This is a genomic window from Pedobacter sp. CFBP9032 (assembly GCF_034045265.1).
Lineage (GTDB): Bacteria > Bacteroidota > Bacteroidia > Sphingobacteriales > Sphingobacteriaceae > Pedobacter.
In genome coordinates this window covers 1-22,535 of the sequence record NZ_JAXCWE010000006.1, presented here as the reverse complement: position 1 = coordinate 22,535, position 22,535 = coordinate 1, and the positions used below count along the sequence as shown (strand labels likewise).

14 protein-coding genes are annotated in these 22,535 nt (G+C 39.1%); 11 read left to right on the top strand and 3 right to left on the bottom strand.

Annotated elements, in window-relative coordinates:
* Positions 1-121: 121 nt before the first annotated feature.
* The 8 genes from pgmB to SOM16_RS12595 all read left to right on the top strand — a co-directional run bounded on the left by pgmB (position 122) and on the right by SOM16_RS12595 (position 11,116).
* On the top strand, positions 122-808 hold the full coding sequence (gene pgmB, locus SOM16_RS12630; RefSeq protein ID WP_320464361.1) for a beta-phosphoglucomutase: 687 nt from the start codon (positions 122-124) through the stop codon (positions 806-808).
* Positions 809-888: 80 nt separating this feature from the next.
* The gene (locus SOM16_RS12625) at positions 889-3,207 is read left to right on the top strand and encodes a glycoside hydrolase family 65 protein (protein WP_320464360.1); all 2,319 of its coding nucleotides are present in this window, start codon (positions 889-891) and stop codon (positions 3,205-3,207) included.
* Positions 3,208-3,389: 182 nt separating this feature from the next.
* Entirely contained in the window at positions 3,390-5,069 is a 1,680-nt protein-coding gene (locus SOM16_RS12620; protein ID WP_320464359.1) for an alpha-amylase family glycosyl hydrolase, read from the top strand.
* A gap of 119 nt (positions 5,070-5,188) precedes the next feature.
* The gene (locus tag SOM16_RS12615; RefSeq protein ID WP_320464358.1) at positions 5,189-6,556 is read left to right on the top strand and encodes an MFS transporter; all 1,368 of its coding nucleotides are present in this window, start codon (positions 5,189-5,191) and stop codon (positions 6,554-6,556) included.
* Positions 6,557-7,128: 572 nt separating this feature from the next.
* Complete coding sequence (locus tag SOM16_RS12610; protein ID WP_320464357.1) at positions 7,129-8,688, top strand: S10 family peptidase; 1,560 nt, start codon at positions 7,129-7,131, stop codon at positions 8,686-8,688.
* 372 nt (positions 8,689-9,060) lie between these two features.
* A complete protein-coding gene (locus SOM16_RS12605; RefSeq protein ID WP_320464356.1) occupies positions 9,061-9,234 on the top strand; it encodes a hypothetical protein in 174 nt (57 codons plus the stop codon).
* 5 nt (positions 9,235-9,239) lie between these two features.
* Positions 9,240-10,100 carry an SPFH domain-containing protein gene (locus SOM16_RS12600; RefSeq protein ID WP_320464355.1) on the top strand — a complete coding sequence of 287 codons (861 nt, stop codon included), beginning with the start codon at positions 9,240-9,242 and terminating at the stop codon, positions 10,098-10,100.
* Between the two features lie 53 nt (positions 10,101-10,153).
* Positions 10,154-11,116: an acetyl-CoA carboxylase carboxyltransferase subunit alpha gene (locus tag SOM16_RS12595; protein WP_320464354.1), complete on the top strand. Its 963-nt coding sequence runs from the start codon at positions 10,154-10,156 to the stop codon at positions 11,114-11,116.
* Between the two features lie 881 nt (positions 11,117-11,997).
* On the opposite strand, the gene SOM16_RS12590 is transcribed toward SOM16_RS12595, so the two are convergent.
* From SOM16_RS12590 to SOM16_RS12580, 3 genes are all read right to left on the bottom strand, one after another.
* Positions 11,998-12,552 (bottom strand): REP-associated tyrosine transposase, encoded by a 555-nt coding sequence (locus tag SOM16_RS12590; protein WP_320464353.1) that lies wholly within the window; start codon positions 12,550-12,552, stop codon positions 11,998-12,000.
* A gap of 631 nt (positions 12,553-13,183) precedes the next feature.
* The gene (locus SOM16_RS12585) at positions 13,184-16,231 is read right to left on the bottom strand and encodes a DUF2723 domain-containing protein (RefSeq protein ID WP_320464352.1); all 3,048 of its coding nucleotides are present in this window, start codon (positions 16,229-16,231) and stop codon (positions 13,184-13,186) included.
* A 223-nt stretch (positions 16,232-16,454) separates the two neighbouring features.
* On the bottom strand, positions 16,455-19,478 hold the full coding sequence (locus SOM16_RS12580) for a DUF2723 domain-containing protein (protein ID WP_320464351.1): 3,024 nt from the start codon (positions 19,476-19,478) through the stop codon (positions 16,455-16,457).
* 364 nt (positions 19,479-19,842) lie between these two features.
* Between SOM16_RS12580 and SOM16_RS12575 the strand changes: the two genes are divergently transcribed.
* From SOM16_RS12575 to pth, 3 genes are all read left to right on the top strand, one after another.
* Positions 19,843-20,784: a ribose-phosphate pyrophosphokinase gene (locus SOM16_RS12575; RefSeq protein ID WP_320464350.1), complete on the top strand. Its 942-nt coding sequence runs from the start codon at positions 19,843-19,845 to the stop codon at positions 20,782-20,784.
* Between the two features lie 138 nt (positions 20,785-20,922).
* Positions 20,923-21,507 carry a 50S ribosomal protein L25/general stress protein Ctc gene (locus tag SOM16_RS12570; RefSeq protein ID WP_320464349.1) on the top strand — a complete coding sequence of 195 codons (585 nt, stop codon included), beginning with the start codon at positions 20,923-20,925 and terminating at the stop codon, positions 21,505-21,507.
* Positions 21,508-21,811: 304 nt separating this feature from the next.
* The gene (pth, locus tag SOM16_RS12565; protein ID WP_320464348.1) at positions 21,812-22,372 is read left to right on the top strand and encodes an aminoacyl-tRNA hydrolase; all 561 of its coding nucleotides are present in this window, start codon (positions 21,812-21,814) and stop codon (positions 22,370-22,372) included.
* Positions 22,373-22,535: the final 163 nt, after the last annotated feature.

Here is a 22,535-nt window from a genome sequence, read left to right as displayed (position 1 = left end):
CCGAGTCTCGATACTTGGTACTAACTACTTAATACTACCTAGAAAGCTAAAAGGCCAACGCGAAAAGCCATGTATGCGCCCTGTCTCGATACTTGATACTAACTACTATATACTTACTACAATGCAAAAAGAACTCCAAACTCCAAATTCCAAACCAAAAAGTCAGATCAAAGCTTGCCTGTTTGACCTCGATGGTGTACTGGTTGATACCGCTGTTTACCATTACCAGGCCTGGAAAAGATTGGCGAATACCATGGGTTTTGATTTTACAGAAGAACAAAACGAACAGTTGAAAGGAGTAAGCAGAGTGGAAAGTTTAAACAAAATTTTGGCCTGGGGTAACGTAGAAAAAAACGACGCTGAAAAAGAAGAACTGGCTACCTTGAAAAATAGCTGGTATGTAGACATGATCAATAAAATGACACCTGCAGAAGTTTTACCTGGAACGGTAGATTTTCTGACTGAAATCCACCAGGCAGGTTATAAATTGGCACTAGGTTCGGCAAGTAAAAATTCAGGAATTATTTTAGAGAAAACCAATCTTGCACATTTTTTTGACGAAATCGTAGATGGAAACATGGTAACCAAATCAAAACCAGATCCTGAAGTATTTTTGAAGGGAGCAGAACTTTTAGGTTTCAAATCAGACGAATGTGTAGTTTTTGAAGATGCTGTTGCAGGCGTAGAAGCTGCAAAAAGAGGAAAGATGAAAGCCATTGGTATCGGTGAAAAAAGCGTGCTTACCGAAGCAGATCTTGTCGTGAGCGGATTAGATAAATTAACAATTAAAGATTTAGAGGAGTTGTAAAGGAGTAGCAAGTATCAAGTAGAGAATTTGTCTTGATACCTAATACTAATTACTTGATACCAACTACTTGATACTAGAATATGAAAAACTACATTAAAGCAGATGAGTGGAGCATTATCGAAGAAGGCTTTGATCCACATTTAAATAAAATTTCAGAAAGTATTTTCAGCTTAGGCAACGGCCGGATGGGTCAGCGGGCTAATTTTGAAGAAACTTACACTGGAGAAACTTTACCAGGTAACTATGTTGCAGGCGTTTATTATCCAGATAAAACTCGTGTGGGCTGGTGGAAAAACGGCTATCCGGAGTATTTTGCCAAAGTTTTGAATGCAGCAAACTGGGTAGGCATTGAAGTAAAACTGGATAATGAGGTTTTAGATTTGGCTACTACAGAAGTAAGCGAATTTAAACGGGTGTTGAATATGCATGCGGGTGTTTTAGAACGTACGTTCACCGCAAAGCTGAAAAGTGGTAAAACTGTAAAAGTAAAAGCAACCCGTTTCTGCAGCATAGCTGATGATGAAGTAGGTGCCATTCGTTATTCCATTACCTCAGTAGATTTTGATGGGAAATTAACTTTAATGCCATTTATTGATGGTGATGTTAAAAACCAGGATAGCAATTACGATGAAAAATTCTGGGATCTGGTTGCGGATGAATTTTCTGGAACAGAAGCTTACCTTAAACTGAGAACGAAAAAAACAGCGTTTGAAGTTTGCACAGGCAGTAACATCGAATTATATAAAAACAATGAAAAGCTCGATGTTCAGTTAGAAGAACTTCGCAAAGAAAAATTTGTTGGGCAAACCGTAACGATTGACTTTAATGCTAATGAAGAAATTACGCTAATCAAAATCGCGGCAAATCTATCTTCGGAAAACTATCCAAAAGAATCGCTTTTAAAGGAAACAAAGTCAGTAGTTGCGAAAGCAACCGCTAAAGGTTTTGAGACGCTATTATCAGAACAAAAAGCTGCCTGGGCAACCAAGTGGGAAGAAAGTGACATCATTATTGAAGGAGATGTATCCGCACAGCAGGCCATCAGGTTCAATATTTTTCAGTTGTTTCAAACCTATACCGGTAAAGATGATCGCCTGAATATTGGTCCGAAAGGCTTTACAGGTGAAAAATACGGAGGCTCTACTTACTGGGATACCGAAGCTTATTGTGTACCATTTTATCTGGCCACAGCGCCTCAGGAAGTAAGCAGAAACCTGTTGATTTATCGCCATAAACAATTAGGGAAAGCGATAGAAAATGCTGCTAAATTAGGTTTTAAAGATGGAGCGGCTTTATACCCGATGGTAACCATGAATGGCGAAGAATGCCATAATGAATGGGAAATAACCTTTGAGGAAATTCACCGTAACGGAGCGATTGCCTTCGCTATATATAACTACATCCGCTATACGGGTGACGAAAGTTATCTTGCTGAATTCGGGTTAGAAGTATTAATCGGCATTGCCCGTTTCTGGAAACAGCGTGTAAACTGGAGCAATGAAAAACAGCAATATGTAATGCTTGGCGTTACCGGTCCAAACGAATACGAAAACAATGTTAACAATAACTGGTACACGAATTTACTCGCTACCTGGTGCATGAAGTATGCAACGGAAGCTGCGGAAATTGTAAAAACGCAACAGCCTGAAAAATATGCCAGGTTATTGGAAAGCCTGAATTTTAAAAATCAGGAATTTACAGATTGGGCAGCCATTATCGACAAGATGTATTATCCGGAAGATCTGGAGAAAGGTATTTTCTTACAGCAGGATGGATATCTGGATAAGGAGCAAACGTTAGTAAAAGATTTGCCAGCAAGCGATAGACCAATTAACCAAAAATGGAGTTGGGATAGAATTTTGCGTTCACCATTTATCAAACAAGCTGATGTTTTACAGGGAATATATTTCTTTGAAGAGGATTACGATCTCGAGACCATCAGAAGAAACTTCGATTTTTATGAGCCGCGTACCGTTCATGAAAGTTCTCTTTCGCCCTGTGTACACAGTATTTTAGCTGCGAAACTAAATGATGAAGCGCGTGCTTACGAATTTTATCTGCGTACCGCCCGTTTAGATTTAGACGATTATAATAACGATACAGAAGATGGTTTGCACATCACTTCAATGGCCGGAACCTGGATGAGTGTGGTAGAAGGTTTCGCCGGAATGCGTGTTCGAAACGGGAAATTACAATTCAATCCGTTCTTGCCAGCACAATGGAAATCGTTCTCGTTTACAATTGGTTTTAGAGGGGCAACACTAAAAATAAACATTACGGAAAATAGCATCAGCATTAAAAATAATAATGACGTAGCTCTGGAAATTGACATCAAAAACCAGTTATACAAATTAGCAGGTAACGCTGAAATTGACGTTAAAAATGCAGCGTTAGTATGAGTAAGGATGAGTGTTTAATGGTTGAAGGTGGAGGATTTAAAAATCTAACTTCTGCAAATCAGAAAGGGCTTTCGGCACCATGTTTGTCGCCTTTTCGATGGAGCAAAGTAAATCTTCATATGCTTATTTTGATCTTAACGATGCTCTCTTTATCATCTTTCGCACAAAAAAGGAGAAAAAAAATGAACGATCAACAAATCGTGATCTATCAGTTATTGCCTCGGTTATTTGGAAATAAAAACACAGCAAATATCCCTTATGGAACCATCGAACAAAACGGTTCGGGTAAGTTTAACGACATTACCGATAAGGCTTTGGATGGAATAAAAGAGCTTCATGTAAATTACGTTTGGTACACCGGAGCCATTGCTCACGCCAGTTTAACAGATTATTCTGCCTATGGAATTAAGGTTGATGACGCTGATGTGGTGAAAGGCCGCGCGGGTTCGCCCTATGCCATCCGCGATTATTATGATGTAAACCCTGATTTAGCAGTTGATGTTAAAAAAAGGATGCAGGAATTCGAAGCGCTTGTAAAAAGAACACATGCCAAAAAGCTGAGGGTTATTATCGATTTTGTACCTAATCATGTGGCAAGAAGTTATCATTCTTATGCGAAGCCGAAGGATGTAATTGATTTCGGTGAGCAAGATGATATGAGCAAAAGTTTCAGTCCGAAAAATGATTTTTATTATGTTCCAGGTCAGCAGTTTGTAGTGCCTGCCAATGGACAGAAAACACCGCTTTCAGTTTTGCAGGATGGGAAATTTGACGAAAATCCGGCAAAGGCTACAGGAAATAACGTTTTTTCTGAAGCACCAAAATACGACGACTGGTACGAAACCATTAAATTGAATTATGGTGTAGACTATCAGAATGGGGAGAAACAGTATTTTGATCCTATTCCACCAGTTTGGTTAAAAATGAAGGATATTCTAATCTTCTGGACTAACAAAGGAGTGGATGGTTTCCGTTGTGACATGGCCGAAATGGTGCCGATTGCATTCTGGAACTGGGTAATTCCACAGGTAAAGAAAATAAATCCGAATTTAATTTTCCTTGGTGAAGCTTACAATCCACAGGTTTACAGGCAATATCTGGAGGAGGGTAAATTTGATTATTTATACGATAAAGTTGGATTGTACGATGGCTTAAAGAGACTGATTAGAAACGAACCAAATGCAGATGTTAAGGATATCCGTCACGTATGGCAGGCAGAAAGTGCTGGTTTTGGCAAACACATGTTGCGCTTTTTAGAGAACCATGATGAGGAAAGAATTGCTTCTGCAGGCTTTGCAGGGAAGGCCGAACTGGCTTTACCTGCAATGGTGGTTTCAGCAACTTTAGGTGCCGGGCCGGTCATGTTATATTTCGGACAAGAAGTGGGCGAACCAGGTAAAGGCGCAGAAGGGTTTGGGGGCGATGATAACCGCACCACGATTTTTGATTATTGGGGCATACCTTATCACCAGCAATGGATGAATGGTGGCTTATTTGATGGATATGGTTTAAATGGAGATCAGCAGTCATTAAGGACTTATTATCAGCAATTGCTAAAAGTGACCACTAGCAGTGATGCCGTTTTACACGGTGAAATTTATGATGTTCCACAAACAGGAAACATGAATAACCGCATGTATGCTTTTATTCGCTACTCGGGCAAGCAACGTTTATTAATAGTTGCTAACTTCGATAGGAACCAAACTTTAGAAGCAAACATTGAGATACCGGATCATATTCTGAAAGTAAAAAGTTCTTCGCCAGTTACTAATTTGCTAACCGGAACAAAATTGAATATACCTGCAGGAACAAGCATCCCTGTTACGCTTGGGCCTGTGTCGGCGCAGGTGATAGAATTTTAAATTAAGGAACCGCAAAGAATGCAAAGATTTTCGCAAAGAACACAAAGCATAAATAACCGGCTTTGCGCCCTTTGCGTTTTTAACTATGCGTGCTTTGCGGTTACACAAAACCAAATACAATGAGCTTAAAAACAGTTTTCGAGAACCCGAAATTAACACTGGTTCAGATCATCAATATGAGTGTTGGGTTTTTCGGAATCCAGTTCGGCTGGGATTTACAACGCGCCAACATGGGGCGTATTTACGAAAATCTTGGTGCTAATCCAGATCAGGTTCCCTTATTGTTTTTAGCCGCACCGTTAACCGGACTATTGGTTCAACCGATTATTGGCTACTTGAGCGACAGAACCTGGCACCCTAAATGGGGGAGAAGGAGACCTTATTTCATGATCGGGGCAATTGTAAGCAGCTTGGCACTTATTGTTATGCCACATAGCAGTGTGCTGTGGATGGCTGCAGGTTTGCTTTGGGTTTTAGATGTTTTCGGAAACATTGCCATGGAACCTTTCCGCGCTTTTGTTACGGATAAATTACCTGATAGCCAGGTAAACAGAGGTTTCATTATGCAAAGCATGATGATTGGCTTGGGTGGAAGTGTAGCTTCGGCTTTGCCGTGGCTGATGAACAATGTTTTTCATTTGCAAAATACAGCAGCAAAGGGAAGTATTCCGGAAAATGTGAAGTTTTCATTTTACATCGGTGCTTTTTTCTTTTTTGCAGCCGTATTGTGGACGGTCTTCACTACGAAAGAGTATCCGCCGAAAGAGAATGAACTTCCGGAAAAGGGTAGTGGCGGTGTCAAAAATGGCATAAATGAAATTTTCAGTGCGTTGAGGAATATGCCAAAACGCATGCAAATTGTTTCATTAGTTCAGTTCTTTACCTGGCCAGGATTATTCCTGATGTGGTTTTACTATACCACAGCGGTTGCGGTAAATGTATTCGGTGGTAAAGATGCTGCAGATCCCATTTATGCTCAAGGTGCTGATTTTGGAAGTTTAACCTTAGCCTATTATAGCGTTATTACATTCCTTTTTGCATTGGTGTTACCCAAAATTGCCGATGCTTTGGGCAGAAAGACCACCCATGCCATTTGTCTAATTTGTGGTGCGATAGGCCTCATCAGTGTGGCTTGGGTGCACGATAAAAACATGCTTTACCTCTGCATGACGGGTGTTGGTGTAGCATGGGCTAGTATTCTTTCGATGCCTTATGCCATGCTGAGCGGTTCTCTACCAAAAGATAAAATCGGAATTTACATGGGGATTTTTAACTTCTTCATTGTTTTGCCTGAGATCATTGCTTCACTGGGGTTCGGCTGGTTAATGCGGAATGTGTTAAACAACGATCGCCTTCTGGCAGTTCAACTTGGTGGTGGTTTGATGATCTTAGCCGCGATAATCTGCTATGTTTTCATCAAAGAACCTAAGAAAACAAATGAAGTTCTGGCAGCTAAGCTTGGCGTTGAAGAGAATAGATCAGTGTAACTTTTTTACTTTGATCGTTGTTCGTGTTTTAGGCTTCCGAAAAAAAGATCCTTAACCAAATTCAGCAAGACGTCGTATTAAGCCATTTTTCATACTAATGTGAAAGCCGCCTAACCTAGAAAGAAGGTTTATAAATTTAATTTTGCACCTCTTGTGCTGCCGAAACAAAGCTTTAACGAATTTATCCGACAGCAGCTGCCGGCCTTTATTTTGGTTAAACTCTTCATAACAAAAAGTTTAGAGACCTTTGGAAGCAAGCCGAGTCAAGCCGAGGCAACGGTATAGCCTCTATCCGCTTGTCGGTACGTTTAGTGATAGGGAAAGTGTTTGTAATAAGGATTTTTCGACACTGGCGATTAAAACAATAGGTTCGGTTAAATGAAGGCTGTGGTAGATAGCTAGGGTCATTGCAGGGTTAAGACAAAACAGTTAGCGAAGAAAGAATAGTGATTATTGCACAATTAGTTATTGAATCAAGTCTGGGTACAGGTAAGGTTCAGTAACATTTCTACAACGATTTTTTGATTAACGGTTCCTAAGTTTGATATTTAAGCAATCAAACCAAACCTTCAATGAAATTCAAACTTATACTCAGTACATTATTATGTGCAGGCTTTTTCGTTCATGCACAGCAAGCGCCAAAGAAAAACCAATCTAAAGAAACAAAAACCACTACAGAAATCACTGTTAAAGACGAACCGAAGTCTGTGGCAAACGAAAGAACTATTAAAGTGGAAAGCACTGTAGTGACTAATCATGCAGTTAACATTAATGGAAAATCCGTTCCCTATAAAGCTACAACAGGAACACTACCTGTATGGGATGAGGAAGGCAAGCCAATTGCAGGCCTGTTTTATACTTACTATGAACGCAGTGATGTTTCTAATAGCGACAAAAGACCACTTGTAATTTCATTCAACGGCGGTCCTGGCTCAGCATCTGTTTGGATGCATATTGCTTATACCGGTCCGGTGGTTTTGAACATCGATGATGAAGGCTACCCGGTACAGCCTTATGGTTATAAAGAAAATCCATACTCAATTCTTGATGTGGCAGATATTGTTTATGTAGATCCGGTTAATACAGGTTACTCTCGTGCCACCAGTAAGGAGGTACCGAAGGAAAAGTTTTTCGGTGTAAAAGCTGACATCAAATATTTAGCCGAGTGGATTAATACTTTCGTTACTAGAAATAACCGCTGGGGATCTCCAAAGTTTCTTATAGGAGAAAGTTATGGTACTACCCGGGTTTCCGGTTTAGCATTAGAACTTCAGAACAACCAATGGATGTATTTGAACGGTGTGGTTTTAGTTTCTCCAACCGAGTTAGGAATTGAGCGCGGTGGCCCTGTTGATGCAGCCTTGCGTTTACCTTACTTTGCGGCTACAGCCTGGTACCATAAATTGTTGCCAACCGATCTACAATCTAAAGATTTAACTGCCATGTTGCCTGAAGTGGAGACTTTTACCATCAATGAATTGATTCCGGCGATTGCACAGGGGGGCATGTTAAGTGCAGAGAAAAAGAAGGGAATTGCAAGCAAAATGGCGCGCTACTCTGGGTTATCAGAAAAAGTGATCATGGATTACAACCTTAATGTGCCCACAGATTTTTTCTGGAAAGAACTGATGAGGGATAAAGGTTTTACCGTTGGAAGATTGGATTCACGCTATCGTGGCATTGATAAAATGAGTGCTGGCGAAGGTCCGGATTATAATGCCGAGTTAACTTCGTGGTTACACTCATTCACACCTGCTATTAATATGTACATCCGCAATGAGCTCAACTATAAAACAGATTTAAAATATAACATGTTCGGTTCTGTCTACCCATGGGATAAAACAGGCGATCAAACCGGGGATAATCTTCGCCAGGCGATGGCGCAAAATCCATACCTCCATTTACTGGTGCAATCTGGTTATTACGATGGTGCCTGTGATTATTTCAATGCTAAATATAGCATGTGGCAGCTAGATGGTGCGGGTAAATTACAAGATCGAATGACTTGGGAAGGCTACCGTAGCGGACACATGATGTATCTTCGTAAAGATGATTTGAAAACGGCAAATAACCACATCAGGGATTTTATTAAAAAAGCATTACCAAAAGAAGGAGCGGCAGCGAAGTTTTAGCTATGATGGCTGGGATTATCGGATTTTAAGATCAGAATGCAGGTTAAGTTAGAGTTTGTCTTTTTTAGGTAGCGGCAAAGCAGTGCGAATCGTTACGTTCGTCCTGCTTTACGCTATATTCCCGATGAAAAATCGGGAGATGCCGCTTCAATCAGGGCTAAATTGGTTAGACTGTGGCTTGGAAACCCATCATAGAAGCAACAAACCGTTGTAATCTAAACCCGACCGGAGTGAATGCTCCCCAATTTTTCTTTGGGAGCAGAAACGGGGGCGGGACTGCCGTAACCGAAATGCCACCACTATTGCTTTCCAAATTCTTAAGATTCAATTTGAATTTAATTTTCTTTTTTTATCTTGCGTAAAACCGTAACCATGCAAGTTGCTCTCCAGCTTATTAGCGTAATTGCTGCAATTATACTCATCACTTTTGGCGTAAATAATATCAGTGAGCCATCTAATCTTAAAGTCTGGATTGGGGTAGCCGAAATTATGCTGGCAATACTTGTACTTTATCTCTCCATTAAAAATCTATTTAAAAAACTTTAATGCTCATGGAACAGGATTCCCCAAAAAAGTCACTGATTAAAAAACTAATTAAGGCTGCTGTTGGCTTAGTGCTGCTTATTATTATTTATGCGGTACAACCGTTTACTTATGAAAATATTGATGCCGGAAATGTGGGGATCAAAATTAATTTGTACGGAACGGATAGGGGAGTAGATAACATTACCATTGTTACAGGCAGGGTTTGGTACAATACCTGGACTACCAAAATTGTTGAGTTTCCAACTTACACGCAATCGGTAGATTACGAGCCTTTTGTAGTAACCACCAGAGATGCAGCGGAGTTTAAAGTAGATCCAAAATTGAATTACCATGTAAATTCGACAATGGTGCCACAGATTTACAGGCAATACAGAAAACCGCTGGCAGAAATTGAACAGCAATTTATGCGCAATACCATTTATGATGCTTATCGTATTGTGGCCAACTCTTTCAGTTCAGATTCGGTGATGAGTAATCGTGAACGCTTTGAAGACAGGATTCAAACTATCCTGACTAAAAACTTAAGTAAAGATGGCTTTGTGTATGATCAATTGACATCAGCGATTACACCGCCAGAAAGCTTAAGACAAATGATTGATGAAAAAAATGCATCCATCCAGGCACGTTTAAAAGCAGAAAACCAGGCTAAGCAAGCTGATGCCGAGGCGAAAGTTAAAGTGGCTACTGCTACAGGTGAAGCGCAGGCTTTATTGGTAAGGGCAAAGGCAGAATCGGAAGCCAACCGATTAAGACAACAATCACTCACACCACTATTGGTGCAACAACAATGGATACAAAAATGGGATGGTAAGCTGCCCACTACCCAGGCTGGCGGTAACTCAAGCTTTATGCTCCCTTTAAAGTAAATAAAACTGTTGTCTGCAAACTAAAAATAATTACTTATTTTTGTGGTTCAATTATGCAGCAAATAAAAACATCATTCGATTTTGAGAAACCTATTGCAGATTTAGTTCAGCAAATAGAAAAGGTTAAGCAAGTTGCCGATAAAACTAAGGTAGATATGTCTGCCACTTTAGAAGAGCTTGATGGTAAATTAAATGAAACCACCCATAACTTATATAAAAATTTAACAGGCTGGAATAAGGTTCAAATGAGCCGCCACCCGGATCGTCCGCAAACGCTTGATTATATCAGTATGATTTGTGATGATTTTATTGAGCTTCACGGCGATAGAACGGTTAAAGATGATAAGGCGATTATTGGTGGTTTTGCTACGATAAATGGCCAGACTGTAATGGTTATTGGGCACCAGAAAGGTAAAAATACTAAAGAGCGCCAGTTCCGCAATTTTGGTATGGCAAACCCCGAAGGTTACCGCAAGGCTTTACGTTTAATGCGACTGGCAGAAAAGTTTAATAAGCCAGTGGTTTCGTTTATTGATACCATGGGTGCTTATCCCGGTTTGGAGGCTGAAGAACGCGGACAAGGAGAGGCAATTGCCAGAAACTTATTAGAAATGTCCGTACTTCGTGTGCCAATTATTTGTATTGTGGTAGGGGAAGGTGCATCCGGTGGTGCATTAGGGATTGGTATTGGCGATAAAGTTTATATGCTTGAACATACCTGGTATTCGGTAATCTCTCCAGAATCTTGTTCTTCCATTCTTTGGAGAAGCTGGGATTTTAAAGAGAAAGCGGCAGAATGCCTGAAATTAACATCAGATGATATGTTTGGCAACAAACTAATCGATGGAATTATTCCTGAGCCACTTGGTGGAGCACACCAGGATCCGGAATTAATGGGAAGTACTTTAAAAGATTATATTATCAAAGATTTGGCCTCGTTGGGTAAGCTGAAGACCGATAAACTTATCGAGCAAAGAATTGAGAAATTCTGCGCAATGGGTGTAGTAAACGAATAATCATTAACTAACTATATTTTTTTTGTCCCGTTTGGCCTGGCTGAGCGGGATTTTTTATTGGCCGCGCCACCGCGTCCGCGCTCACGCTCGTTTCTAACGAGCGTGTAAATAGTATGTCGTATTTACGACTTGTATGGTAAACTAATTTTTCGGTACCTTTTACGATAAAATCGTAAGGCTATTATTGCACTCGTTAAAACCTCGCTCACGCTCGTTTCTAACGAGCGTGTAAGTAGTATGTCGTATTTACGACTTATATGCCAAGCTAATATTTAGGTACCTTTTTACGATAAAATCGTAAAGCTATTATTGCACTCGTTAGAAACGAGCGCAAGCATTCTATACTGCTCACGCTCGTTTCTAACGAGCGTGTAAGTAGTATGTCGTATTTACGACTTATATGCCAAGCTAATATTTAGGTACCTTTTTACGATAAAATCGTAATGCTATTATTGCACTCGTTAAAAACGAGCGCAAGCATTTTGAACTATTGCTCACGCTCGTTTCTAACGAGCGTGTAAATAGTTTGTCATATTTACGACCTATATGCCAAGCTAATTTTTAGACACCTCTTTACGATAAAATCGTAAGGCTATTATTGCGCTCATTAAAAACGAGCGCAAGCATTTTTGGCTATTGCTCACGCTCGTTTTTAACGAGCGTGTAAATAGTTTGTCGTATTTACGACTTATATATGCCAAACTAAGCTTTAGGTACCTATTTACGATAAAATCGTAAGGCTATTATTGCGCTCGTTTTTAACGAGCGCAAGCATTATACTATTTATATGGCAAACTAATCTTTAGGTATCCTTTTACGATAAAATTGTGGGGCTATTTTGCGCTCGTTAAAAACGAAAACAAACAAATATTAAGCACCGCTCAATCAATGTCTAACAATTCAATGTCTATTGGGCCTCCTAAATTACAATAATTGGATGCTGAACTATAAGTATAATGTTCTGGCTCAGAAACTATTCCAGCTCTAACCGGATTTTGATGAATGTAATTCAACTTTTGAAATGTAAAATTCGGACTGATTAATTCAACCGCATGGTAACCATCTTGCCAAACCTTGTAATTCTCAATTCTTGTAAGATATTTCCCAGCAAATTCAAATTTATTAAGCATCCATTTCCTGCGACTTTCATTTTCAGAAGCAACCTCTTTAATAAGAGCCCTGTTCGTGAATTTTTTAAAATCTCTTATGATTTCAAAAAGCCTAACATCTGTATTGGTAGATGCAATAAGATGTATATGATTAGTCATTAAACAGTATGCGTAAAGTACAAGGCCTTTGTTTAATTGGCAATACTTTAATGAATCTACGATAATTTCTTTATAAGACTGACGGGTGAATATATCCACCCAATCTACAATGGTAAAAGTTAAAAAGTAGATACCTTCTGGATCCCTGGCTTGATACTGATCTGACATACAATAAAAATATTTATTTATACTGAAAAATCATAATTGCTCACGCTCGTTTCTAACGAGCGTGTAACTAATAGTTTGTCTTATTTACGACTTATATGCCAAATTAATCTTTGGGCACCTTTTACGATAAAATCGTAAGGCAATTATTGCACTCGTTAGAAACGAGCGCAAGCATTTTGAATATTTATCTGCGCTCACGCTCGTTTCTAACGAGCGTGTAAGTAGTATGTCGTATTTACGACTTATATAACAAATTAATCTTCAGGTGCCTATTTACGATAAAATCGTAAAGCTATTATTGCACTCGTTAAAAACGAGCGCAAGCATTCTATACTGCACTTCTCACGCTCGTTTCTAACGAGCGTGTAAATAGTTTGTCGTATTTACGACTTATATGCCAACTTAATCTTTAAGCACCTTTTACGATAAAATCGTAAAACTATTATTGCACTCGTTAAAAACGAGCGTGTAAGTAGTTTGTCGTATTTACGACTTATATAACAAATTAATTTTTATATACCTTTTATAATAAAATCTTAAAGCTATTATTGCGCTCGATAAAAACGAACGCAAATGCAAAAAAAAAGCAGCTACAAATAAATGCAGCTGCTTTCATATCGTTTTAAATGGATTATTGTGCAGGTCCTTGCTGACCATAGTAACCAGAGAATTTAGCTTCTAGAGACGCAAAGATCTTCTCCAGTTGTGTACTCACCTTCTCTTGTCCGGCAGCTTTACTTGCTTTGATCATTCTATCAAGATAGTACAAACCAGTTTGAATATTTTGCGAACCCGTTAATGAACCTTTTGATTGTGATATATCGCTTAAGAAGATAAGCTCTTTATTGATATAATCTCCAGATTGAGTTAAAATCTCATTTGCCCTTGCTGTTTCGCCAAGTTTATAAAGATTTTCTGCCATGTAGTATTTTACCACTACGGTACGAATTCCGAAGAAACGTTGAGGCATTACCTCGTAATATTTGTCTACTACTTGTTTAGCTTCCGCATTTTTACCTTCTTTAATCAGGCTCCCTGCTAAGTTGCTGAAAATATTAGTAAAGATAAAGGTATCATCAGAAGACTGGGGATCTAAATAAGTAGCCGTTTTCATGTTACCCCATTTAAACTTCGTCATTACATTTTTGTAAAGCACTGGCGTATTCAACTGTTCTGCCCGCTCTTCAGTTGATGCTGTATCGGCTTTAAACGGTACTAAGCGCAAGGCCAATCCTTCACTGTACAAATACTTATCTAGACCATTATATTGTTCAGAAGGTACAGTTGAGGCAAAATAAATCGGACGTTTCCAGTTATTGTGGGCCAGAATATCCAGCATGGCTAAAGTGCCTTTGGTTACATAGCCTTTGTTAAATGTCCAATCCATTTCTGGTGTAATCTTCGCAGCATCTGCTGCTGAAACTGTCCCTGTGCTGATTACCTGTTGTGGATCGATGGTGATTTTGAAGTTTTTAGTAGGAAGGAAGTTTGATTTCGTACCATCCTGCATCGCAACTTTATCATTATCATCATTCGATAAGAGTAATTCTACAATGTTTTTAAGTTCCACACTGCCGGCAATTTTATAATCATCAAACGGCATTACATCACGTTCTCCCTGTACGTATTGTTCAGGTTTCATGGTGATTGGCAATGGTTCAGATTGATTTTGTTTTTGTCTTAAGCCATTAATGTACCAATCTGTATCAAATAAACTTAAATTCACAATCCGTACATCAGGACGAACATTTTCCACCTCCTGAATATACCAAAGCGGGTAGGTGTCATTATCACCATAGGTAAACAAAATTGCATTTGGTGCACAAGATTCTAAATAATCAAGCGCAATATCATGGGCAACCATTTTCGTAGAACGATCATGATCATCCCAACCTTGCTCGGCCATAATAACTGGCGCCACCAATAAACCAAGAACAGTTGCCGCAACAGCACCGGTAGTTGGCGTTAGCTTCTTGAGGAGCCACTCTCGAATGGCAAGTACGCCAAGTCCGATCCATATCGCAAAGGCATAAAATGATCCTACATAAGCATAATCACGCTCGCGTGGCTCTAAAGGCTTTTGATTTAAATATAATACAATCGCAATACCAGTAAAGAAGAACAATAGGGCAACTACACCTGCATCTTTTTGATTGCGTTGAAAATGCCAGATGGCACCCAATAAACCAATAATTAAGGGAAGGAAGAAGAAACGATTGTAAGCTTTGTTATCTACTGTAGATGGTGGCAAATGACTTTGATCGCCAATTTTCCATGAATCAAAGGCTTTGATTCCGCTTAACCATTCGCCTTCATAACCGCTTCCCTGGCCTTGTTCGTCGTTTTGGCGACCAATAAAGTTCCATCCAAAATAACGCATGTACATGTAGCCAATCTGGTAACTGAATAAGAAACCAACATTATCTACTACATTCGGTTTTTTTGCGTCATCCAGGTGCATCCATTCTTTATAAAAAGAAGCATGGCGTGCATCGTCGCTGTACATACGAGGTAATAAGGTATTGTTATTATATTCATAATCAGTCTTTGTGCCAGCTTTTTCGTATTTGTCAGCACCTTTTCTCCAGATCGTTTTTCCACCTTCTTTGATGCCCACACGTTCCGAATTATAGTTAGGTCCATAACCTAAAGGCCTATCGCCATACTGCTCACGGTTTAAGTAACTTAAGAAAGAGAAAGCATCTTTTGGCGCACTGTTATTTAAGTTAGGATCTGCTTTAGCCCTGATGATGATCATAGAGAAAGAAGCATAACCGAAGATAATTAATACGGTAGAAATCAAACCAAGATTCAATAATTTTTTCTGGTGTTTGATGGAATATCTGATCCCCCAAACTAATAGGCCAATTACAATAATGGCGAAAAAGAGCACACCAGTTCCGAAACCGAGGCCTAAAGTATTTACGAAAAATAAATCGAAGTAAGCACCAAAAGATACCAGGTACTGAATAATACCATATTGGATCACCGCCAAAATTAAGATCCCAGCACCAAGGGTTTTCATAATGCCTGCTGTAGTAGCTTTGCCAGTTCTTTTGAAATAATAAATGAAGGCAATGGCAGGAATCGTTAATAAGTTTAATAAATGGATTCCGATTGATAAACCCATAATATAGGCAATAAACAATAACCAACGGTCTGCTCTCGGTTCATCTGCATGAGATTCCCATTTCAAAATTGCCCAGAATACAATCGCAGTAAATAAGGAAGATTGTGCATAAACTTCAGATTCTACTGCAGAAAACCAGAAACTATCAGAAAACGTATAAGCCAAGGCACCTACGGCACCTGCACCAATAATACTGATTAAGTCGCTTTTAGAAACTTCCTCGCCAGCTTTTACCAATGTTTTCTTCGCCAAAGCAGTGATGGTCCAGAACAGGAATAGGATGGTGGCACCACTTGATACTGCCGAGCCAACGTTCATCCAGTAAGCAATTTTCGTCACGTCGCCAAAGGCGAAAATGGAGAAAAAGCGTTGAAGCATTAAAAATAATGGCGCACCTGGTTGGTGAACAACCTGCATTCTGAATGCTGAAGCTATAAATTCGCCACAATCCCAGAAGCTTGCAGAAGGCTCAAGAGTTAAAACGTAAGTTATTGTTGCAATTAGAAAGCAGATCCAGCCGACTATATTATTGACTTTAGAATAATTCATTGGTTCTTTTAATGATATTAAAAATTGTTTTACATAAAAATGCAGCCGAAATTAACTATTCTAGACGATAAAACTGGTAAATTTTTGGATTGATTTAACAAATCTTAACCATATTAAGTTATTACTCACGCTTAATTATAGTGTTCAAAACCGTATTCAAACAGCAAAACCTATAAACAGAAATTAGTCGCTGCTTATAGGTTGAAATTTAAATGTTCATTCACTATCCAGCCACAAAAGGTGAAAAGCGATTTAAAAGAATCATATATTGAGTTTCGATTTTCTTGCTCAGTTCTCTTTGCTTAAAGGTTTCAGTCAGTTTAATCATCTGGCTCATCACGCTCATGTACATCCTTACATTTTGTTCAGATGTCAGATAACCCTTACTTTCGGAAACATCCGCTAAATGAATCAGTTCTTTATCAAAATAATCTGCTGATTTAATAATTAATTCATTCGCACGCCTGAAGTCGTTTATGCGATATAAACCCTCGGTGAAATAAAAAGTACTCATTGCTTGTCTGGACGTGTAAAACTGATCAGGAATTACCTCAAAAAACTTGTCGGCCACTTTTTTGCTTTTAATGATATCTTTTTCATTTACCAATCCACTTAATAAACTGGCAAACATATTCGAAAACATGGCGACATCATCTGCAGATTGACGAGCCAGATGTTTTGCCTGCTTAATATTCCCAAAACCGTAGGTGCTGATCAGGTTATTGTACATCGGTTTTAGGTTTACAGGCTCTGATTCATCCAGTATAGGGTTCGGTTTAAGTGGTAGCAATCTTCTGTTTAGCCCTTCTGTGTAAAGGTATTTGTCCAGCCCCAGATATTGTTCCGTTGGCATAGCTCCGGTAAAGTAGATAGGCCGCTTCCAATTATTATGCGTCAAAATATCGAATAAGGCCAATGTTCCTTTGGTTACATATTCCTGGTTGAAGGTCCACTGGATGCTATCCGCAATTTTTCCCGCGTCTTCCTTAGGTACCGTTCCGGTATCGAGCACTTGCTGAGGATTTACCGTTAATTTAAGATTCTTCGTAGGTAAAATATTATACTTTGATCCGTCACTCATGGTCACTTTATCTTCGTCATTATCTGAAAGAAGGACATCCAAAATCTGCTGCAGTTCCACATGCTGTGCGATTTTGTAATCCTGAAAGTACATGATATCCCTTGTGCCTTCTACGTATTGTTCGGGTTTCATGGTAATAGGAAGAGGAGACGATTGATTTTGCTTTCTTCGCATGCCATCAATGTACCAATCGGCAGTAAATAAGCTTAAGTTGACTACCCGCACATCCGGACGTATATTTTCTACTTCCTGGGCATACCAAACCGGGTAAGTATCATTATCACCATAGGTAAACAAGATAGCGTTTGGCGCGCAGGCCTTCAGGTAATTGATAGACATATCTCTGGCAACATGGCTATCCGAACGTTTATGATCATCCCAGCCTTGCTGAGCCATAATTATTGGCGCGGCAAATAAGGCCAGGACTGATGCAAAAATACCAGCATGTTTGGGTGTGAACTTGGTGAAAATATATTCCTTTAAGCCAAAAACACCTAAACCGATCCAAATAGCGAAAGCATAAAAGGAGCCAACGTAAGCATAATCCCTTTCTCGCGGCTCTACCGGAACGGAATTTAGGTAAACTACAATTGCGATACCTGTAAAAACAAAGAGCAAACCAATAATGCCCGCATCTTTTTGATTTCTTTTGAAATGCCAAACCGCTCCGATTAATCCAATAATGAGGGGCAAAAAGAAAAAGCGATTATAAGCTTTGTTTTGGATAATAGAAGGAGGAAGATTGTTTTGATCCCCTAAGCGAAGGGCATCAATGGGTTTTATTCCACTTAGCCAGGTGCCGTCAGTTCCGCCGTGTTGTCCATCTTCATTGTCTTGCCTGCCCACAAAATTCCACATAAAATAGCGTACATACATTTGCCCGGCCTGAAAGGAAAATAGATATTTTAAGTTATCAGTGAGCGATGGCTGATGTTGATCACCAAAGCCCATGTAATTTTTGTAGAACCTGATGTGTTCAGGTTTATCACTATACATTCTTGGTAAAGGCGTTTTATCTGCAAAAACATAAGCGGACTTTTTGCCTGCCAACTCGTACTTCCTTTTACCTTTGCGGAGAATTTCTCCCGTTTCTTTAATATCAATTTTTTGCGAATTGTAGTTCTCTCCAAATAACAAAGGGCGGTCGCCATATTGATCTCTGCCAACATACCTGGAAAAAGAATATACATTATCTACATTATAATTGTTGAGATTCGGTTTTGCTTGTGCCCTGATGATGAGTAAAGCAAATGAACTATAGCCAAAAACAAGCAAAACTGTAAATAGCATGATCAGATGAAGTAGTCTTTTGTTTTGGAGGATTGAATACCGGATGCCGTAGACTATCCCCGAAATAAATAAGATGGCGAAGCAGATGATGCCTGTTCCAAATCCAAAGCCTAACGTGTTTACGAAGAAATAATCGAAGTTTGCGGCAATGGAAACGAGGTATTGGATGATACCAAACTGCACAACAGCTAACGCCATAATCGAAATGATGAAGGCTTTCAGAATGCCCTTCCAAGTTGGTGAGGTTACTTTCTTAAAATAATAAACAAAAATGATTGCTGGAATAGCCAAAAGGTTTAAAATGTGGATGCCGATGGAAATCCCCATGATGTAAGCCACAAACAGGAGCCAGCGATCTGATCGTGGTTCATCAGCCAGTGCTTCCCACTTTAAGATTCCCCAGAACACTACAGCGGTGCAAAGAGAAGAAAGCGCATAAACTTCAGCTTCTACGGCAGAAAACCAAAAGCTATCAGAAAAAGCATAAGCCAATGCGCCAACTACGCCCGCACCAATAATGCTAATGATGTGCTGATTCGTGAGGGTTTCATTGTTTTTAGAGATTGTCTTTTTAGCTAAAGCGGTAATTGTCCAGAATAAGAACATGATGGTTCCGGCGCTTGCCAGTGCGGAAGAGATATTAATGAAATAAGCAACCTTGGTTTTATCGCCAAGAGCAAGTGTAGAAAATAACCGCTGAATCATCGAAACCATTGGGGCACCAGGTTGGTGAACAACCTCTAGTCTATATGCCGAAGCAATAAATTCGCCACAATCCCAGAAGCTTACGGATTGATCTAAAGTGAGGATATAGGTAGATGCAGCGATGATAAAACATAGCCAACCGCCAATAGTGTTGATCTTCGGATAATTCATAGTGAAAATTTAGTCTTTGATAATAAATGATTTAAGTGGTTCTTGACTAAAAATGTCGTAGAAAAAAATAAAATGTTGCATACCATATGATGATTTTTTTATCTTTGCAATGCAAAAAGGAAGAGCGGGAAAGAAATTAAAAATATTTTAAAATCACTCTTGCATATTTCAAATAAGCTTCCTACATTTGCATTCCCTTTCGAGGGGTTACCTCGAGAAAGTTTGTCCGATAGTATAAGGGTAGTACGACAGTTTTTGGTACTGTTTGTCTTGGTTCGAATCCAGGTCGGACAACAAATTTATCATCGGATCGTGTTTTTAAATAACATGATCCGATTTTTTTTAACCGTAAACTACACGGATTATGCCATTGCAGTTTAACCCGGTAAAATTATTTTCCGGAACAGGTTCTAGAGGATTATCGCTAAAAATTGCTGAAAGTTACGGCAAGGCACTTGGTGATGTTACAATCCACAAATTTAGCGATGGAGAATTCCAGCCTTCTTTTGACGAATCAATCCGCGGCTGCGATGTTTTCTTAATCCAATCTACTTGCCAGCCAAGCGATAACTTAATGGAGCTTTTGTTAATGGTTGATGCGGCTAAAAGAGCATCGGCACATTATATTACAGCAGTTGTTCCTTATTATGGTTTGGCCCGTCAGGATAGAAAAGATAAACCTCGTGTAGCAATCGGAGCTAAATTGGTAGCAAACCTGTTAAAATCTGCAGGTATTCACCGCATTATGACCATGGATTTGCATGCGGCTCAGATTCAGGGTTTCTTTGATATTCCGGTAGATCACTTAGATGGGTCGGTTATTTTTGTACCCTATATTAAAAGCTTAAATCTACCAAACCTTACCATTGCATCACCAGATATGGGTGGCTCATATAGAGCGCGTACTTTTGCAAAGTTTTTCAATGCCGAAGTAATTATCTGTGATAAACGCCGTAAACGTGCCAATGAAATCGAATCAATGTCGATTATTGGTGATGTAACCGGACAAGATGTAGTATTAATAGATGATATCTGTGATACCGCAGGAACCTTATCTAAAGCGGCAGCTTTAATTATGGAGAATGGTGCTGCAAGTGTAAGAGCTGTTTGTACGCATGCTGTATTATCTGGCAAAGCCATAGAAACAGTAGAAAACTCAGTATTAACAGAGTTGATCGTTACAGATACCATTCCATTGAGAATGGAAAGTGAAAAAATTAGAGTGCTAAGTACAGCTAGTTTATTTGCAAGGGCAATTGCCAATGTAAACGAACACGGCTCAATTAGCGACTTGTTTAGAGTATAATTGTGATGGAAGGTATAGGCTTTAAGGTCTAAACACCAAATACTTGATACTTAATACTAAGTTCTAGATACTTAATACTAGATGCTTAATACTAAGTACTTGATACTAAATACTAATAAATAAATAAATATAAATAAAATGAAAACAATCGCAATTAGCGGTTCTCCAAGAGAGAACGTAGGGAAACGCGATGCCAAGGAACTTCGTTACGAAGGTAAGGTTCCGGCGGTATTGTATGGTGGAAAAGAGCAACAACACTTAGCTGTAGTTATTGCTGATTTAAGAGATGTTATTTATACCCCGGAAGTAAATTTTGTGGAAATTGATGTTAATGGTGCTAAAACTAAAGCAATTGTTAAAGACACTCAATTTCACCCACTTACTGACGTGTTAATGCACATCGATTTTCTTCAGTTATTTGATGAAAAAGAAATCGTTATGGAGATTCCGGTTAAATTAGTTGGAACTTCTCCAGGTGTTAAAATGGGGGGTAAATTAATCCAGAAATTACGTAAGTTACGTATCAAGGCGTTACCAGCTAACATGCCTCAAAACGTAGAAGTAAGCTTAGAGAAATTAGAAGTAGGTAGTTTATTCCGTGTTCGCGACCTTAAAGTTGAAGGTTATGCCATCACAAACACTCCTGAAGATACAATCGTCTCTGTTGCAATGTCTAGAGCATTAAAACAAGCAGAAACTGAAGCTGCTAAAGGTAAAAAATAGTACAAGAATCACAGATTAATGTGATTTCACAAATTAAGCGGTGCAAAAGCAATTTTGTACCGCTTTTTTGTTTTTAAGCTAACCGCCATGCTGAATTATTTTTTACGCGCGTAATTCGTTTATCGCCTGACCTTTTTCGTTTTAGCATCACACCTTATAAACTTCTCGCTTTGGTCTTTAGCCTGTCCGCTTTTTGCTTTGGTCTTTAAGCTTTTACCTTTCCGCTTTAATCTTTCTGCTTTAACCTTTCCGCTTTCTAACCTCTCCCTTTCCGCCCTCAACCTTTTTTTCTACCTTTGCGGCTATGAAATATCTTATAGTTGGCTTGGGGAATATTGGTCCGGATTATGCGCATACCAGACATAATATCGGGTTCGACATTGCTGATGAACTGGTGAAAGGCTTAGGTGGGAGTTTTGACAATATTCGTTTGGCTTATTATGCTGAAGTAAGTTTTAAAGGAAAAAAACTTCATGTAATTAAACCAACCACATTTATGAACCTGAGTGGTAAAGCCGTAAACTATTGGATGAAGGAGTTAAAGATTGCCCCTGAAAATGTTTTAGTAGTAGTTGATGACCTGGCGCTGCCATTGGGTAAACTGCGTTTGAAACTTCAGGGATCAAGTGCAGGCCACAATGGTTTAAAGAGTATAGAAGAAGTTTGTGGTGGACAAAACTATGCCCGGTTGCGTTTCGGAATCGGAAGTGATTATCCAAAAGGAAGACAAATAGATTTTGTATTAGGGTTGTTTGATAAAGATGAACAACCGGAACTTCCTGCACTAATAGATAAAAGCGTTGAGCTGATTAAAAGTTATGTCACAATTGGCCCGGCGCATACCATGACGGCCTTTAATAAATAGATATATAAAGTAACTTTTGTGCTGGGTACCCCACGGGTCTGTGGCTCAAGGAGCATTCAAAATATGACTAGTCCTGAAAATTTGATACAGGATTAATAATTAAATAAAATTACGATTTAAATAGCAGTTGGTTCATTCCGGCTGCTATTTTTTCGTTTATAAG